At 63.6% G+C, this 15,929-nt stretch carries 22 protein-coding genes; 13 read left to right on the top strand and 9 right to left on the bottom strand.

Annotation, left to right across the window (positions count from 1 at the left end):
• Nucleotides 1–27 precede the first annotated feature (27 nt).
• A complete protein-coding gene (locus ACFVTG_RS01925; protein WP_184735294.1) occupies nt 28–1,626 on the top strand; it encodes an ABC-F family ATP-binding cassette domain-containing protein in 1,599 nt (532 codons plus the stop codon).
• 9 nt (nt 1,627–1,635) lie between these two features.
• Here the strand turns inward: ACFVTG_RS01925 and ACFVTG_RS01920 are convergent, their stop codons facing one another.
• From ACFVTG_RS01920 to ACFVTG_RS01900, 5 genes are all read right to left on the bottom strand, one after another.
• Complete coding sequence (locus ACFVTG_RS01920; protein ID WP_284752795.1) at nt 1,636–2,079, bottom strand: SRPBCC domain-containing protein; 444 nt, start codon at nt 2,077–2,079, stop codon at nt 1,636–1,638.
• 85 nt (nt 2,080–2,164) lie between these two features.
• Nucleotides 2,165–2,650, bottom strand: coding sequence for a YbaK/EbsC family protein (locus ACFVTG_RS01915; protein ID WP_284752796.1), 486 nt, complete (start codon nt 2,648–2,650; stop codon nt 2,165–2,167).
• A complete protein-coding gene (locus ACFVTG_RS01910; protein WP_284752797.1) occupies nt 2,634–3,488 on the bottom strand; it encodes an SURF1 family protein in 855 nt (284 codons plus the stop codon). The genes ACFVTG_RS01915 and ACFVTG_RS01910 overlap by 17 nt, the downstream gene beginning before the upstream one ends.
• Nucleotides 3,489–3,767: a hypothetical protein gene (locus tag ACFVTG_RS01905; protein WP_390277526.1), complete on the bottom strand. Its 279-nt coding sequence runs from the start codon at nt 3,765–3,767 to the stop codon at nt 3,489–3,491.
• Nucleotides 3,764–4,270, bottom strand: a complete 507-nt coding sequence (locus tag ACFVTG_RS01900; RefSeq protein ID WP_284752799.1) for a DUF3099 domain-containing protein — start codon at nt 4,268–4,270, stop codon at nt 3,764–3,766. The genes ACFVTG_RS01905 and ACFVTG_RS01900 overlap by 4 nt, the downstream gene beginning before the upstream one ends.
• Nucleotides 4,271–4,423: 153 nt before the next feature.
• Here ACFVTG_RS01900 and ACFVTG_RS01895 point away from each other — a divergent pair, with 153 nt between their 5' ends.
• Together ACFVTG_RS01895 and ACFVTG_RS01890 are read left to right on the top strand one after the other, a co-directional pair.
• Nucleotides 4,424–5,149, top strand: coding sequence for a beta-ketoacyl-ACP reductase (locus ACFVTG_RS01895; protein WP_059389256.1), 726 nt, complete (start codon nt 4,424–4,426; stop codon nt 5,147–5,149).
• A gap of 88 nt (nt 5,150–5,237) precedes the next feature.
• Nucleotides 5,238–5,987 (top strand): SDR family oxidoreductase, encoded by a 750-nt coding sequence (locus ACFVTG_RS01890; protein WP_390277523.1) that lies wholly within the window; start codon nt 5,238–5,240, stop codon nt 5,985–5,987.
• An 86-nt stretch (nt 5,988–6,073) separates the two neighbouring features.
• Here the strand turns inward: ACFVTG_RS01890 and serB are convergent, their stop codons facing one another.
• Nucleotides 6,074–6,967 (bottom strand): phosphoserine phosphatase SerB, encoded by an 894-nt coding sequence (gene serB / locus ACFVTG_RS01885; RefSeq protein ID WP_284752802.1) that lies wholly within the window; start codon nt 6,965–6,967, stop codon nt 6,074–6,076.
• A gap of 125 nt (nt 6,968–7,092) precedes the next feature.
• Here serB and ACFVTG_RS01880 point away from each other — a divergent pair, with 125 nt between their 5' ends.
• From ACFVTG_RS01880 to ACFVTG_RS01870, 3 genes are read left to right on the top strand one after another with little or no spacing between them, the layout of a single operon-like run.
• A complete protein-coding gene (locus tag ACFVTG_RS01880; protein WP_059389255.1) occupies nt 7,093–7,878 on the top strand; it encodes an ABC transporter ATP-binding protein in 786 nt (261 codons plus the stop codon).
• Nucleotides 7,879–7,897: 19 nt separating this feature from the next.
• The gene (locus ACFVTG_RS01875; protein ID WP_284752803.1) at nt 7,898–8,683 is read left to right on the top strand and encodes a sulfite exporter TauE/SafE family protein; all 786 of its coding nucleotides are present in this window, start codon (nt 7,898–7,900) and stop codon (nt 8,681–8,683) included.
• 6 nt (nt 8,684–8,689) lie between these two features.
• Nucleotides 8,690–9,508 (top strand): RNA methyltransferase, encoded by an 819-nt coding sequence (locus tag ACFVTG_RS01870; RefSeq protein ID WP_284752804.1) that lies wholly within the window; start codon nt 8,690–8,692, stop codon nt 9,506–9,508.
• 30 nt (nt 9,509–9,538) lie between these two features.
• Here the strand turns inward: ACFVTG_RS01870 and ACFVTG_RS01865 are convergent, their stop codons facing one another.
• Nucleotides 9,539–9,808, bottom strand: coding sequence for an aldo/keto reductase (locus ACFVTG_RS01865; RefSeq protein WP_284752805.1), 270 nt, complete (start codon nt 9,806–9,808; stop codon nt 9,539–9,541).
• A gap of 16 nt (nt 9,809–9,824) precedes the next feature.
• Nucleotides 9,825–9,992 carry a hypothetical protein gene (locus ACFVTG_RS01860; protein ID WP_284752806.1) on the bottom strand — a complete coding sequence of 56 codons (168 nt, stop codon included), beginning with the start codon at nt 9,990–9,992 and terminating at the stop codon, nt 9,825–9,827.
• Between the two features lie 159 nt (nt 9,993–10,151).
• Here ACFVTG_RS01860 and ACFVTG_RS01855 point away from each other — a divergent pair, with 159 nt between their 5' ends.
• The 7 genes from ACFVTG_RS01855 to ACFVTG_RS01825 all read left to right on the top strand — a co-directional run bounded on the left by ACFVTG_RS01855 (nt 10,152) and on the right by ACFVTG_RS01825 (nt 14,821).
• Nucleotides 10,152–10,727 carry a carboxymuconolactone decarboxylase family protein gene (locus ACFVTG_RS01855; RefSeq protein WP_307053026.1) on the top strand — a complete coding sequence of 192 codons (576 nt, stop codon included), beginning with the start codon at nt 10,152–10,154 and terminating at the stop codon, nt 10,725–10,727.
• A 10-nt stretch (nt 10,728–10,737) separates the two neighbouring features.
• Nucleotides 10,738–11,637 carry an RNA polymerase sigma-70 factor gene (locus ACFVTG_RS01850; RefSeq protein WP_390277518.1) on the top strand — a complete coding sequence of 300 codons (900 nt, stop codon included), beginning with the start codon at nt 10,738–10,740 and terminating at the stop codon, nt 11,635–11,637.
• Between the two features lie 409 nt (nt 11,638–12,046).
• Nucleotides 12,047–12,472 carry a hypothetical protein gene (locus ACFVTG_RS01845; RefSeq protein WP_390277516.1) on the top strand — a complete coding sequence of 142 codons (426 nt, stop codon included), beginning with the start codon at nt 12,047–12,049 and terminating at the stop codon, nt 12,470–12,472.
• Nucleotides 12,469–12,921 carry a hypothetical protein gene (locus tag ACFVTG_RS01840; RefSeq protein WP_390277514.1) on the top strand — a complete coding sequence of 151 codons (453 nt, stop codon included), beginning with the start codon at nt 12,469–12,471 and terminating at the stop codon, nt 12,919–12,921. Before ACFVTG_RS01845 ends, ACFVTG_RS01840 begins: the two co-directional genes overlap by 4 nt.
• Before the next feature lie 15 nt (nt 12,922–12,936).
• Nucleotides 12,937–13,173 (top strand): hypothetical protein, encoded by a 237-nt coding sequence (locus tag ACFVTG_RS01835; protein WP_390277512.1) that lies wholly within the window; start codon nt 12,937–12,939, stop codon nt 13,171–13,173.
• A gap of 211 nt (nt 13,174–13,384) precedes the next feature.
• Nucleotides 13,385–13,642 carry a type B 50S ribosomal protein L31 gene (locus ACFVTG_RS01830; RefSeq protein ID WP_009358283.1) on the top strand — a complete coding sequence of 86 codons (258 nt, stop codon included), beginning with the start codon at nt 13,385–13,387 and terminating at the stop codon, nt 13,640–13,642.
• A gap of 81 nt (nt 13,643–13,723) precedes the next feature.
• Nucleotides 13,724–14,821 carry a biotin/lipoate A/B protein ligase family protein gene (locus ACFVTG_RS01825; RefSeq protein WP_390277510.1) on the top strand — a complete coding sequence of 366 codons (1,098 nt, stop codon included), beginning with the start codon at nt 13,724–13,726 and terminating at the stop codon, nt 14,819–14,821.
• A gap of 51 nt (nt 14,822–14,872) precedes the next feature.
• Here ACFVTG_RS01825 and ACFVTG_RS01820 read toward each other — a convergent pair whose 3' ends face one another.
• A complete protein-coding gene (locus tag ACFVTG_RS01820; protein ID WP_390277508.1) occupies nt 14,873–15,553 on the bottom strand; it encodes a hypothetical protein in 681 nt (226 codons plus the stop codon).
• Nucleotides 15,554–15,929 lie beyond the last annotated feature (376 nt).

The raw sequence follows: 15,929 nt of genomic DNA, 5'->3' as shown, positions 1-15,929 counted from the left end.
GTTCCCCATTGAAAGGCATCCCCCGAATTGATTACCGTCCAGGAACTCGAACTGCGCGCCGGCGCCCGCCTGCTCATGGACCAGGTGAGCTTCCGCGTGGATAAGGGGGACAAAATCGGTCTGGTGGGCCGGAACGGCGCAGGCAAGACGACCCTCACCCGCGTTCTTGCCGGCGAGGGACTGCCCGCGGCAGGCAAGGTTGCCCGCAGTGGTGAGATTGGCTACTTGCCCCAGGATCCGCGGACCCCGGACATGGAACAGCTGGCACGGGACCGCATCCTTTCCGCCCGCGGGCTCGACGTGGTGGTGGGCAAGCTAAAGCAAGCCCAAACGGACATGTCCAGCGAAGACGCAACGGTCCAGCGCAAAGCCATGAACCGCTACGACCGCTTGGAAGCCGAGTTCCTCGCAGGAGGCGGTTATGCCGCCGAAGCCGAAGCCGCAGCTATCTCCTCCAACCTGGCCCTTCCCGAGCGGCTCCTGAACCAGCCTCTCAAGACACTTTCCGGCGGCCAGCGCCGCCGCGTGGAGCTGGCCAGGATCCTCTACTCGGACGCCGAAACGCTCCTCCTCGACGAACCCACCAACCACCTCGACGCAGACTCCATCACCTGGCTCCGTGACTTCCTCAAGGGCCATCAGGGCGGGCTGATTGTGATCAGCCACGACGTGGAGCTCCTCGAAGCCACGGTCAACAAGGTTTACCACCTGGACGCCAACCGGGCGCAGATCGACTTCTACAACATGGGCTGGAAGCGTTACCTGCAACAGCGTGAAACCGACGAGCGCGCCCGCAAGCGAGAACGCGCCAACGCCGAGAAGAAGGCCCAGGTCCTCATGGACCAGGCCAACAAGATGCGGGCCAAGGCCACCAAGGCCGTTGCGGCGCAGAACATGGCGAAGCGTGCCGAACGGCTGCTTGGCGGCCTGGAAGCAGTCCGCGAGCATGACCGCGTAGCGGCTTTGCGTTTCCCGGATCCTGCTCCGTGCGGCAAGACTCCGCTCACGGCGGAAGGCCTGAGCAAGTCATACGGCTCCTTGGAAATCTTCACCGATGTGGACCTGGCAATCGACCGCGGCTCCAAGGTGGTCATCCTCGGCCTCAACGGTGCGGGCAAGACCACCCTCCTGCGGATGCTTGCAGGGGTGGACAAGCCGGACACCGGCGAGATCGTCCCGGGCCACGGGCTCAAAGTGGGCTACTACGCACAGGAACACGAAACCCTGGACCACGACCGCACCGTCCTGGAGAACATGCGTTCATCAGCTCCGGACATGAAGGACGCAGAGGTCCGCGGGATCCTCGGTTCCTTCTTGTTCTCGGGCGACGACGTCGACAAACCGGCGGGTGTGCTTTCCGGTGGTGAGAAGACGCGGCTGGCCCTCGCCACGATCGTGGCCTCGAGCGCCAACGTGCTGCTCCTGGACGAGCCCACCAACAACCTCGACCCGGCCAGCCGCGCTGAGATCCTCGGCGCACTGCGGAACTATTCCGGCGCCGTCGTGCTCGTCAGCCACGATGAAGGCGCCGTGGAGGCTCTGAACCCGGAACGCGTGGTGCTGCTTCCGGACGGCGTCGAGGACCACTGGAACGAAGACTACCTGGACCTCATCACCCTCGCTTAGGCGATCGCCTCAGGGCATTTCCCACGGCACGGAGGCAAGTGGCCGGCCTAGTTCGATGTAGCTTTTCAGATTGGACAGGACCGCCGACCAGCCGCGGCCTGCAATCGCCAACTGTTCGTCGTCCGCGATGTTCCTGTGATGGACCGTGAGCCTGGCAATGCCGTCATGTGACTCGATGGTGAAGGTGACTACGTCGGGCTTCACCACTGCTGGAACCGCGGGATCCTCCCACGTGTTCACAAGGCGCGCCGGCGGGGTTGCCTCCAGGATGGTTCCCACGACGTCGGCCGTTCCGGAGCCGTCCGTGCGCCGGTGTTCCCAGCGTGAACCTGCCTTCCAGTCCGAGACATTGGCGTGGCCCCAGTACTCAGCGCTTTGGGCTTCGTCCGTCAGTGCCGTCCAAATCTGGTCCGGGGTTCCTTCGATGTACGTGACGTAGGTGTATTCAGCCATGCTCACAGCCTAGCCCCAGGCCGCGGCGGATCAATGACCCGCGGGTCAATGACCAACCGGATCATAACCGCGGGAGACTAACGCCTCAGCGGACCTTCAAGGGCTGGGCGGCCGTAATCCGTTGGAGCTCGCTGTAACTGATGGAGAACATCGAGTTATGGTCACCCGCGCCTGCCCAGAGCAGTGGATGCTCCTGGAGCGAAATATCGAGGATGGTTCGAATGGGCTGCGGGTGTCCAACGGGAGCTACGCCGCCTACGGCCTGGCCGGTGTGCTCAAAGACAAAGTCAGGGCTTGCCCGGCGGATCCTGGCCGTCCCCAAGGACGCCGCCACCAGGGCGGTGTCCACCTTCGCGGCCCCGCTCGCGAGAATCAACAGGGGAGCGCCGTCAAGCTCGAACACCAGGCTGTTGGCGATGGCCGCAACATCGCAACCCAGCAACGAAGCCGCCGCGGCCGCGGTGGGGACTTCGTCGTCGAACGTGCGCACCGTGTCTTGGGCGCCGGCCGCGGTCAGGGCCGACTTCACATTCAGCACGGGTGCCGGGACCATCTCAGTAGCCTTGTGCATCCAGGATGGCGTCTTCCTCTTCTTCGGCCGTTGGCCGCTTTGATTTCCGTGGCGCGGGCTCCTTGCGGCGAGGAATCGCGCTTAGCTCTTCTTCCTCGTCCTCGGCATCAATCCGGGCATTGCGGGCCTGTTGCCGGGCCGCGTAGCCGAAACCGACGAACATGAGCACGCCGAAGGCAAACCACTGCAAGGAGTAGGAGAGATGGGTACCCTCGTCCGTGGCCGGCTTGGCGAACGGCGCGGGCATCACCTGGACAGCCGGCGACTCTGTGGCGAGCTGCCCGTAGGCACCGGTCATGATGGGATAGCCAAGTTCCGTGGCGTAGGAAGGAAGATCGATCGATTGCAGCTGGCCATCGACGGCGCCACGCCCTAGGTCGGCCTCCGAAGCCTGCAATCGTACGACGACGGTGACCTCCCCGGCCGGCGGGGCCGGGATGCTGTCGGGGTGGCCGGGAGTCTTGTTTCCGATGGGCAGCCACCCGCGATCAACCACAACCGCTTCGCCGCTCGACAACCGGAACGGGACCACTACCTCGTAACCCGGCTGGCCGTTGAGGGGACGGTTACGGACGACTCGTTGTCCCGAAACGTCGTACCTTCCGTGCAGCTCAACTTGCGCCCATTCCCGTTCGGGATCCAAAGACTGGAACTCCGCCTTGGCAGCAGAGAAGGGAAGGGGAGTGGCCGAATAGTTGTTGACGACACGATTGATTTCCGCCAACGTCTCGGCCCTGCGGTCCATTTGCCAGCGGCCCAGCAAAACGCAACCCGTGGCGAAGATCACGGCCAAGACAAAGTAGCCCAGCCATTTGCTGGAAAAAAGAAAGCGGTACATTCAGCGGGCCTCGCCTGGGTCAGTGGGCTTGTCGAAAGGTAATGTCTCTTTCCAAAGGCCGCGGGTCTGCAGGTAGTCCTCCAACCATTCCCGGTGCTCCTCGCAGGACAGCCACACCTTGCGGCGTTCGGGAGCGTGGATACGGGGATTGTTCCAGAGGAGCTGCCACGTGGCATCCGCGCGGCACGCCTTGCGTGAGCACACAGCCGCAGGCGTCTCGCCCTGGCCGGCATGTTGCTCACTCTCTAGCCCAAGCCCGCCCAAAGTGAAGATGTTCATGAAGCCGCCTGTTCTTCCCCGCTGAACGGATAGTGGTGCTTGCCGCCGGTGGTGTCATCCGGCTCCGGGCCGGAGGCATCTTGGCGGGCGTCGTCGTCGATGAGTTCGCCCTCCAAGATGGTGACGGGCGCTGCGGCCGGCTCCCCTTCATCGGGTGACGCTTCCAGCTCCGCGGCCGGGACGTAGTCCAACAAGGCGTCGCTGTGTACTTCGGCCTTGTCGCTGCCATTGGCGATCACTACGGCAATCCAAGGCAAAAACACGGCCCCTGCGACGGCGATGATCTTGAACCAGCCATCGACCACGAAAATGAGGATGAGGCACACCAAGCGGATACCCATCGCCACGGCATACTTGATCATTCGTTCGCGCATGTCGTCCGAGTGGGCGGCAGCGGCGTCGGTAATGCTGTGCACCACGGGGTCGCCTGAAACGGCGTCCGGGTCCCCGGGTGCCTGCAGGGGACTGCTATCTCTTGTCACGGCTGATTCATCACGCTCCAACGGCTTCCCTCAATTCTCTCACCCCCGAACGGGCCTCCCAAACCGCGCCGGGCGCAGCTACCCGCGGCCGGAGGCTCGCGGCGGCTAAGATCGATGCAGGAAATCACCCACTTTCAAGCGGCACGGTGCTGCCGCGGAACTCTGGAGAGCAGCATGTCTGAAGCAGTATCAACCGCCCGCAGTGTCCTCATCACGGGCGGAAACCGCGGCATCGGCCTGGCTATCGCAGAGGCATTCCTCGCCAACGGTGACAAGGTCGCCGTGACGTACCGCAGCGAAACGCCCCTTCCCGAGGGCATCCTTGGCGTCAAGGCCGATGTGACCGACGAGGCTTCCCTCGATGCCGCGTTCAAGGAAGTCGAGGCCGCCCACGGACCTGTTGAGGTTTTGGTAGCCAACGCGGGAATCACCAAGGACACCCTGCTTTTGCGCATGAGCGAGGACGACTTCACCTCCGTCATCGACACCAACCTCACTGGTGCCTTCCGGGTCATCAAGCGGGCTTCGAAGGGCATGATCCGCCTGCGCAAGGGCCGGGTTGTGCTGATCTCTTCCGTGTCTGGCCTCTACGGTGCCCCGGGACAGATCAATTACTCGGCCTCGAAGGCCGGCATGGTGGGCATTGCCCGTTCCCTCACCCGGGAACTCGGCAGCCGGGGCATCACGGCGAACGTGGTCGCACCGGGTTTCATCAACACCGACATGACCGCGGAGCTTCCCGAAGACACCCAGAAAGCCTACTTGGCGAGTGTTCCGGCCGGCCGTTTTGCAGAGGCCTCCGAGGTCGCCAACGTGGTCCGCTGGATTGCCAGTGACGAAGCCGCATACATTTCCGGTGCCGTCATCCCCGTGGATGGCGGCCTGGGCATGGGCCACTAGATCACCAATCCCGCTGGCATGATTGACTCGGGACCAATAGATCTTGGATGTTTTGAACAAGTTGGACGTTTTGAATAAAGGAGCATGAATGGGACTGCTGGACAACAAGACGGCAATCGTCACCGGTTCTTCACGCGGCATCGGCGCTGAAGTAGCCAAGATCCTGGCTGGCGAGGGCGCCGCCGTCGTCGTCAATTACCGCCAGAAGGCCCCCCGGGCCAACAAGGTAGTGGGCGAGATCCAAGCAAGCGGCGGCCGCGCTGTAGCCGTCGGCGCGGACCTGACCACCCAGGAAGGCGTCCAGGCGCTGGCCAGCGCGGCCATGGAGGAATTCGGTTCGCTGAACGTCCTCGTGCTCAACGCTTCCGGCGGCATGGAATCCGGCATGGAGGAGGACTACGCCCTCAAGCTGAACCGCGATGCCCAGATCAACATGCTCAACGCGGCAGTTCCGTTGATGCCGGAAGGTTCACGCGTGGTGTTCGTCACGAGCCACCAGGCGCACTTCGTCGAGACCGTGCCTACGATGCCCGAGTACGAGCCCGTAGCCCGCAGCAAGCGCGCCGGCGAAGACGCATTGCGCGGACTGCTCCCGGACCTTGCCGACAAGGGCATCTCGCTCGTCGTGGTTTCCGGCGACATGATCGAGGGCACCGTGACGGCCACCTTGCTGGACCGCTCCAACCCGGGCGCCATTGAGGCCCGCCGGGCCGAGTCCGGCAAGCTGTACTCGGTGGAGGAATTCGCCGCCGAGGTGGCAAAGATGGTCACGGCCGACGTCGAGAGCGGCCACACCGAATACGTCGGCGGCGCCGACTACTTCGGCAAGAGCGCCTGATCACCCTTTAGCGCATCAAGAAGCGGCCCGGGACTGTCTGAATGACACAGTCCCGGGCCGTTTCTTCGTTGCGCGTGAATTCCCGCCTAAACGCCGGCGATATGCCGGACGGCGTCCAGGTACGGCATGTTGATGGCGGCATCGGCTACCGCCCGGACGGCAGGCTTGGCGTTGAACGCCACACCGATGCCCGCAGCGCCCAGCATGTCGAGGTCATTCGCGCCGTCACCCACGGCAATGGTGTGCTCCAGGTCGATTCCCTCGGCGGCTGCCCACTCGCGAAGGTATTTCTCCTTGGCGGCGCGGTCGATCACGTCGCCAACGACTTTGCCCGTGAGGAAGCCGTCAACGATTTCAAGTTCATTTGCGATCCAGTAGTCCAGCCCGAGTTCCTCAGCGATAGGCCGCAGGATCTGGTTGAAGCCACCGGACACCACCGCCACCGCATGGCCGGCGGCCTTGAATGCAGCCACGAGTTCGGCCGCCCCCTCGCTGAGGCGCACCTCGGCGCGGACGGCGTCGACGACGGCGGTCGGCAGGCCTGCGAGGACCGCCACCCGGGCGTGAAGGCTTTGTGCGAAGTCCAGCTCGCCGCGCATCGCGGCCTCCGTGACGGCCGCTACTTCCTCGCGTTTGCCGGCATGTGCGGCAAGCAGTTCGATCACTTCCTGCTGGATCAGGGTGGAGTCCACATCCATGATCAGCAGCTTGCGCGATGCGTCACGCAGCGCGTCGGCGACGATCGCCGTGTCCATGCCCGGTGCGGCGGCCTCGGCGACCCTGCGCCGGATGCCTGATAAATCGGCGACGGTAGCCCCGTCAACGGCCAGGCCCATGGTGTAGACCCCGAAGCGCTCGTCGCCCGAACGCGACTCCGACGTGAAGGAAGCCCCCGATCCGGACAGCACCTTGCGCAGGTGTTCAAGCTCCGAAGGGGACAAATTCACGCCATAGCTGACCGCGGTCAAGTTCGAACTCATGGCTGCAATCTTAGCGAGGGCGGAACCGCCGCCCGAATTCCTGTTTCATTCATGGCGGCGCGCAAACAGTGTGACCGAAGTTTCGGTTATCAATCGCCCCCGTTTTTGTCCTAGTGTCTACTCCTATGAGTGATGTTCTTGAATTGGCTTCCGTCAGCGTTGTCCGAGGTACCAAGACCCTGCTGGACAAGGTTGACTGGCAGGTCAATGAAGGCGAACGCTGGGTCATCCTCGGTCCCAACGGCGCCGGCAAGACCACTCTGCTCCAGATCGCCGCCGCACGGATGCATCCCACCAGCGGGAAAGCCGGGATCCTTGACGAGACGCTTGGCCGCGTGGACGTGTTTGAGCTCCGTCCGCGCATCGGCCTTTCCTCCGCGGCCTTGGCCACCCAGATCCCGGAACAGGAAAACGTGCTGAACGTCGTGGTCACCGCTGCCTACGGTGTGACCGGCCGCTGGCGCGAAGGGTACGAGCGCGACGACGAGCGCCGGGCCTTCGGTCTCCTCAATGAGTGGGGCATGGGTCCGCTGCTGAACCGCTCCTTCTCCTCGCTTTCCGAAGGTGAGCGCAAGCGCGTGCAGATCGCCCGGGCCCTCATGACCGATCCGGAGCTGCTCCTGCTCGACGAGCCGGCAGCCGGCCTGGACCTTGGCGGACGCGAAGAGCTCGTCCACAAACTCGGTGAGCTCGCCCGCGACGAGGACGCTCCGGCAATGGTCCTTGTCACGCACCACCTTGAAGAGGTTCCTCCGGGATTCACCCACGCCATGCTGCTTCGCGACGGCGGGGTGGTTGCCGCAGGACCCATCGAGGAAGTCCTCACCGCAGAACACCTCAGCAACACCTTCGGCCTGCCCCTGGACGTGACCGAAAACTCCGGCCGCTACACGGCCACCGCCCGCCGCTAGGCCGGGGCAGCGAAAAGCAGTGGAGATCCTTAACGGCATCCTGATTTTTTTCGCGGGCTTGTGGGCCGGAACCATCAACAGCGTGGTCGGCTCCGGCACGCTGGTCACGTTCCCGGTCCTCATCGCCCTGGGCTACGCACCCGTCACCGCGACCATCAGCAACGCCATGGGGCTTGTGGCAGGCAACGTGACAGGGGCCTGGGGCTACCGCCACGAACTCAGGGGCCGTGGCCGGCAACTCCTCAGGCTCTTGCCCGCGTCGCTGCTCGGCGGCATCACGGGTGCCTGGCTGCTGCTGCACCTCCCGGAGAAGGTCTTCTACTACGCCGCTCCCATCCTGATCGTCGTCGCGCTGCTCATGGTGCTTTTCCAGCCCAAACTCCAACGGTGGGTGCAGGACCGGGCAGGCAACCCGGAGCACGCCATTCATGACAAGCGCCACACCGTTGTCCTGGTGGTCCTGGTGTACCTCGCAGGGGTCTATGGCGGTTATTTCGTGGCGGCCCAGGGCATCCTGCTGGTCGGCATTCTGGGTGTCTTCATGACCGGCACCATCCAGAACGCCAACGCGATGAAGAACATCCTCGTGCTGGCCGTCAACGTGGTGGCAGCGTGCTCCTACCTCCTGTTTGCCTTTGGCCGGATCGAATGGCCGGTGGTGGCCGTCATTGCGGTCAGTTCGTTGATCGGCGGATTGGTGGGCTCCAAAGTGGGCCGGCGCCTGAAGCCCCTCGCGCTGCGCATCGTGATCTTCGCGCTCGGCATCGTGGCCCTCGGCTTCATGATCGCCAACCTGCTGAAATAGGAACCCGTGACTTTCCACTACCTCGAAACCGCCGACGACCCGCGTGTTTCCGACTACACGCAACTGACGGATGTCCACCTCCGCAAGCTCCGCGAGCCCGTGGAAGGCATGTACATCGCAGAGTCGTCACGGGTGCTGAGACGCGCCCTCGCAGCCGGGCACCAGCCCCGTTCCTTCTTCCTCGCGGAGAAATGGCTGGAAGACCTCGACGACGTTTTCCAACAGTTCCCCGAGGTGCCGGTCTATATCGGCAAGTCTTCCCTGCTTGAGGAAATCACCGGATTCCACCTGCACCGCGGTGCCATGGCAGCCATGCACCGGCCCGCGCCCGTGCCCCTCGAAGAACTTCTCGCCGATTGCGTTCGTGCACGAGGGCGATCAAGGATCGCAGTGCTTGAGGACCTTACCGACCATACGAATGTCGGAGCCGTGTTCAGGTCAGCCGCGGCCATTGGCGTTGACGCCGTGCTTGTGACGCCTCAGTGTGCCGATCCGTTGTACCGGCGCTCGATCAGGGTCAGTATGGGCACCGTTTTCCAGGTGCCGTGGACAAGGATCGACCCGTGGCCGGCTAGCATCGAACAGCTGAAAGAGGCGGGCTACTTCGTGGCAGGCATGTCCCTGGGGGAGGGGGCCATCACTCTGGATGAGCTGGTGGCCCAGGATCATCAAAACCTGGTGCTGGTTTTCGGAACCGAAGGCGACGGGCTGAAGCCCGAGACAGATCAATTACTTGATGCCCGAGTGACGATTCCGATGTTGAACGGCGTCGACTCGCTGAACGTTGCTGCGTCGTCGGCTGTGGCCTTCTACGCGACGAGGTAACGAACGGCAGGCAGGAAAATCTGAGTCGGGTCAGGGTGCCCAGACATGCATCTGCTGCACGTCGATGCTGTCCGTGCCGAGCCGTGCGAGGCTCGCCTCGGTGCACTCGCGGAGATAGCCCTTGGGGAAGGCCTCCGAGACCGGCGTATCGGCCGCCGCGGGCCATTGCCTGTTCTTCGGCGAGGCCTTGGTCGCGACGACCACCGGCTCCTGCCGATCGGTGAGCACCTTCCCGATCAGCTGCTCGCTGTGTCCGTCGCCATATCCCATGGCAGCCCTGACGCGTCCTGACCGGGTCATTCGCTTGCTCGAGTCATCACCGCAGGGGATCGTCTTTGCGCCGTGCCGCCTGCTTCAGCTCGGCGATCCGCAGCCGAAGGAAAACAATGACGAGGACCAGGGCGTACACCGCCAGTCCGGCCAGCACGAACGTGACGATCGCGTACAGAACCCCAATAACACTGAAGGCTGGACTTAAATTCACTGGTTCCCCCCAATAATCGTTAGCCCTAGGCTACGCGGGCGGGGACAGTTATCAGATCAGGTGGACGCCGCCCTCTGGCTTCACGGCGTCACTGTCACAGATCGGGCGCGGGCGGTGTCTTCATGTCGTAGGACCCAGAACCGACCCGCAGGAGGAGTCATGACCAGCAGGATCCCGGCCGCAGAGATCACCGGTTTCTACGGCGCACTCATCAAGAAGTTCAGCGCGAAGATGTTTGGCAAAGTCCCGGAATCGCTGGGCGTCATGTGGCACAACCAGCCCGTTCTCAAGGCATCCATGGGCTTTGGACAGAAGCTGCAGAAGTGGAACAGCTGTGACGAGTCGCTGAAGTCCTACGCGCACATGGCCGTGGCCTCACTCATCGGTTGCACGTGGTGCCTGGACTACAACTACTTCATGGCCCACAACCACGGCCTCGACCTGGAAAAGGCACAGCAGATCCCGCGCTGGCGTGATTCCGGGGTCTTCACGCCCCTGGAGCGGGACGTGCTGGAATATGCCGAAGCGATGAGCACGACCCCCGTAACGGTCACTGACGAGCTCGCTGCCCGGCTGCTGGAGCAGCTCGGCGCACCGGCCCTGGTTGAGCTGACCAGCGTTATCAGCTTTGCCAACCTCACGACCCGCGGCAATGTCGCCCTCGGCATTGAGTCCGAGGGTTTCGCGGATGCCTGTGGTTTGAAGCCGCTCGCGGCACGAAGCGGTGCGCGGTAGCGTGGCGGGCATGAGTAGCTCCGGCGCCACCGACAGCTTGGACCATTTCGTCGCCCATCGCAGCCTGCTCTTCACCGTCGCCTACGAAATGCTCGGCTCCGCCGCCGATGCCGAGGACGTGGTGCAGGAGGCCTGGCTGCGGTGGTCTGACCTGGGCGCCGGAGCCCGCGCGGAGGTACGTGACCCGCGGGCCTATTTCGTCCGTATCGTCACCCGCCAGGCGCTCAACCGCCTCCGCGCGCTGTCACGACGGCGGGAGGATTACGTCGGGGAATGGCTGCCCGAGCCCCTGCTCACCGTGCCGGATGTCGCCGAGGACGTGGAACTGGCCGAAAGCGTCTCGATCGCCATGCTCACGGTTCTCGAATCGCTCACCCCTGTGGAGCGGGCGGTCTTCGTACTACGGGAGGTTTTCGACGTGCCCTACGAAGAGATTGCCGAGGCCGTCGGCAAGTCAGCGGCGGCCGTGCGCCAGATCGTCAGCCGTGCGCGCTCTCATGTGGCCGCCCGCCGCCCCCGCATGCGCGTGGACCGCAGCGAGCAGCAGCAAGTCGTCGAACGGTTCCTGGCGGCGGTCACCACCGGGGATGTACAGGGCTTGATGGATGTGTTGGCGCCTGACGTCGTACTCATCGCCGACGGCGGCGGCCTCGCGCAGGCGGTTCGGGTGCCCGTGTACGGTGCGAAGAAGGTAACAAATCTGCTGCGGTCCTTCCCGGAGGCCGCGCTCAACCCGAAAATCGCTCTGCTTTGGCTCAACGGCGGCCTCGGCATCCGGATCGACGACGAAGCAGGCGGTCCGTCACTCATCAGCCTGGTGGTGGAGGACGGCAGGATCGCACGGATCTTCGCCATGCGGAACCCGGACAAGCTCGGCCACTTGGAGGAGGAGACCCGGCTGGCGCGTTAGCCGCTCAGACCCTCCATTGCGATCTCGGCGCAAGTCGGCGTGGCCTCGTACAGCTGAAGTGGGATCCACCGCTCCACATGCGGACTTCTGAGACAAAGTGCAGCATGATTCTTTGGCTGGGGTCTGCTGTCTCTTCGCCAACTCGAGCCCGCGATTCCGACCCGTCGAACACTAGACGGGCGAGCCAAGCAACAGCCGGCGCTCTGCCCCGGTCGGGCACGCCTGCGGCGCGAAGGGTCTGAGCGTCGTTATCCGGCTCATCCGATAGGTGGACCAGGCAAAACCGAATCGGCGCACAATCTAGTCCCCGAGGATGACGTTTCCGTCGACGCCGCAAAATAAAGTGAAAGACGGCTATCACCTTTGGTGTTGCTGATTCCAAGTCAATCCGAGGTTAGGGGACAACTTGATGAATGCACTGAAGAAGTTGCTCAGGGGAACCGCGGCAGCGGCAGTTCTGATCGCGTCCGTCGGCCTCGCCGCACCTGCCAATGCCGCCGAACAGCAGTCTGTCAAGGACGCGGTCCAGACGGTCAAGAGGATCACCGCCAAGGCTTCCGGCCTTCTCAAGGGCGACGCCGTCGTCAAGAAGCAGGGTGCCATGGTCGGGACTGCGAGAGTCCACGGCGAAGCCGAACCACTCGGCGCCGCCATCGCCGCCGACGACGTGCAAAACTCCGTGGTCGCCCGCACCAAAGATACCCAGAGCATGATCATGGTCCTCGACCGGGGCAAGTCTTCCGCGGACTTCTCCATGTCGATCCCGGACGGGTACGTCGCAGAACTCACCAACGACGGCGGCGTGCAGCTCCGCAACCAGTCCGCCGCATCGTGATTCCATTCATCAGTGCCCCATGGGCACTCGACTCCAACGGCAAGAAGCTCCCGACGTCGTATACCGTCAACGGGTCCAAAATCACCCAGCACGTCAACACCAACGGTGCTGCCTATCCAATCGTCGCGGATCCCTCGATCCAGTGGATTCCATACCCGGTCGTCGCCATGTACGGCTGGGAGGCTGACACCATCCGCAAGATGACGGCCTCGATTCTTGTGGCCGGCCCAGGCACTTCCTGCACGCTGGTCGGCATCACCGGCTGGGTCGGGAAGGTCTTCACCGCCATCTGCTCCCTCGTCGGCCTCGGCTCGGCCAAGGACATCGTCCGCAACATCGGAAACGTCTGGCAGTCCAGCTCAGGGCTTCTCCTGTGGGGTTGCTACGGATTCAGGATTTGGAATCCTGGAGCCGGGGCCATACCCATGCCAGCCCGCGACTGCGCATAACGCACGAGGAGAAACATGCTTGTCTTCCGGTACATCTATAGTGCTGTATTCGGCTTCGCAGTGTTCTGGGCGATCTTTCTCGAAGACCTCCCTGTCTTCGGGCGGCTCGTCTTCCCGCTCTTTGCGCTCATTCCTCTGATACTCAACGAAATACAGATCCAGAAGACGCGGAAGCTGAAAGCAGAACTCCGCTCACGCGAGGCAGAGTCCCTGCCGAACGACGTCCACCACGACTACAGGGAAGCAAACTAGCCAGGACACTTGCAGGCACTCCTGACAGGCGCGGCCAATGAGGAGACCGCCCCCGCGGCTGACCTCGGTTCGTTTGGCCCTGCGGTTTCCGCTATGATTGATTGTTGGCCCGGCACCGGAAAACCGTTATGAACGGCAGGCGGTGCGCGGACCGAATCCATTCATACCTGGCAGCTGGCAAAATCCAGCTGCGTGAACAAAAGGTCCCATTATGAAGTCTGATATCCACCCGAAGTACGAAGCTGTTGTATTCAACGACCTGGCTTCCGGCGTCAAGTTCCTGACCAAGTCCACCGTGTCTTCTTCCAAGACCATCGAGTGGGAAGACGGCAACACCTACCCGGTCATCGACGTCGAAATCTCCTCGGAGTCCCACCCGTTCTACACGGGCAAGCAGCGCATCATGGACTCCGCAGGCCGCGTCGAGCGCTTCAACGCTCGCTTCAAGGGCTTCGGCGGCAAGAAGTAATCAACTTCACCTCCAAGCTTCTGTGAAAGCCCGCACCTGCCGTACCTTCGGCGGCTGCGGGCTTTTGCGTTTTCCGGCAGGATGGAAACCATGACTTCCAGCATGCCTTTCGAGCAAGACGAACCCCGGCTCCATGGCGAATACAAGGTCCCCGGCGGAAAACTCGTGGTGGTCGACCTCGACGTCGTGGACGGGCGGTTCGCGCACGTCTCGCTCAGCGGCGATTTCTTCCTCGAACCGGACGAGGCCCTGCTGGACATCAACCGGGCGCTCACGGGCCTTCCGGAAAGTTCGACGCCGGCGGAGATTTCCGCCGCCGTCACCGCCGCACTGCCCGCCGACACGGTCCTGTTCGGCTTCTCTGCCGACGCCGTCGCCGTTGCTGTCCGCAGGGCGCTGTCCAAGGCGAGCGGGTGGGCGGACCACCAGTGGGAGGTCATCCCGCCGTCGGTCCTTCCCACCCACCTCAATGTAGCGCTGGACGAGGTCCTCACCGAACAGGTCGGGGTCGGGCTACGCAAGCCCACCCTGCGCTTCTGGGACTGGGAAGAGCCGTCGGTGGTGATCGGCAGCTTCCAGTCCTTCCGCAACGAGGTGGATCCCGACGGCGTCGCGCGCCACGGCATCACGGTGGTCCGCCGCATCAGCGGCGGAGGAGCCATGTTCATGGAGGCGGGCAACTGCATTACCTATTCGCTCTATGTGCCACAGAGCCTCGTCGATGGCATCAGCTTCGCCGATTCCTACGCTTTCCTGGACGCGTGGGTCATGGCTGCCCTGGAAAAACTGGGCATTACCGCGTTCTATGTCCCGCTCAATGACATCGCCACCGAGCAGGGCAAGATCGGCGGTGCCGCGCAAAAGCGCCTCGCCAACGGCGGAATGCTGCATCACGTCACCATGAGCTACGACATCGACGCCGACAAGATGGTGGAGGTCTTGCGCATCGGCAAGGAAAAACTATCCGACAAAGGCACCCGCAGCGCAAAGAAGCGCGTGGATCCACTCCGCCGGCAAACCGGCCTGGCACGGACAGAGATCATCAAAGCCATGCAGGAAGTTTTCACCGAGCGCTACGGCGCCACGGAGTCCAGCATCACCGACGCCGAATTGGCAATAGCCCGGGAACGGGTGCAGTCAAAGTTCGGTACCGAAGAATGGCTGCACCGTGTCCCTTAACTCCGGGTGCCCCTTAACTGCCGGTGTCCCTTAACTGCCGGTGTTCCCTAGTTACCCGGCCCGGTACGCGTTCACTGCCTGTTCCAGGACCGGACCGTAGAGCGGCCATGAATCGGCCGAAGCAGCCACGATGAGGACGCTGATGCCCTTGCTCCCCGCTACGAGGCAAGCCATTTCACGGTAACGGTTGTTGCCGACGCGGGTTACGTAGCTGTCCTCCACGCAGGAACCCGTGCCTCCGCGGAAAGCCATTCCGGTGCGTTCAGCGATTTTGGTGGGTGGCGAGGAGTTCTCGTCCGCCAAGTGATCGAGCCTGAAGGTGCTCCAATTGTCCAGCGACTCGCTGCCCTGCCGGGGTGTGGCGTTGAGGTACACCCGCAGTTCGCCCGTTGACGACGACACAGTCGCGGACACGCTGCCGGGGTCGCTTTCGGCAGGACTCGCATCGGGAGGGACTGAAAGGACCCCGGTGCCATCCGGAAGGTCCATGGTTCTCCAGCCTGCCGGGGCCGGAGCTGCCGTGAACCACGCGAACGGCAACTCCGCAGACTGCACGGTGCTTGTCCCCGGGCTTTGAACAGACGAACTGCAAGCTGCGACGGCCAGCATCGCAGCAACCGCGCCCAGGGAGAGCACGGCGAACAGTGTTGTTCTGTGGCGCCTTGGCGCGCTAGCGGTTTCCATCGCCGTCGTCCGGTCCGCCGTTATCGTCGCCGTCGCGGTCGCCGCCATTGGGGTGCCGCGGGGGCGGCGGAACCATGTGGGGTGGCGCCTGTGCTGGAGGCCGGACTACGGTTGGCGGCGCCTGTACAGGCGGCGGAACGACGGTTGGCGGCGCTGGGGGTGGAACGACGGCGGGCGGGGTAGTAGTTGGCGCGACCGGCGTCGCCGTCGGTGCAGGCGACGGCGCGCTTGGGGCGGGCGTTGTGCTCGCCGGTGGGCTTGCGGGTGCCGGAGCGGCGGGTTGTCCGCCGAAGCAGCCTCCGAGCAATAGGCTGGCGCTCAGCACTGCGGCGGCAAGCACGGGGCGAGGAATCTTCATGGTGACCGTCCTCAGGAAAGGCCCATGCGGAGCGCCGGGCTTTGCATCTAAAGACGATGCCGGCGA

Origin of the sequence: Arthrobacter sp. NPDC058127 (assembly GCF_042884555.1) — a bacterium.
Lineage (GTDB): Bacteria > Actinomycetota > Actinomycetes > Actinomycetales > Micrococcaceae > Arthrobacter.
This window is presented reverse-complemented; position numbering and strand designations above follow the sequence as displayed.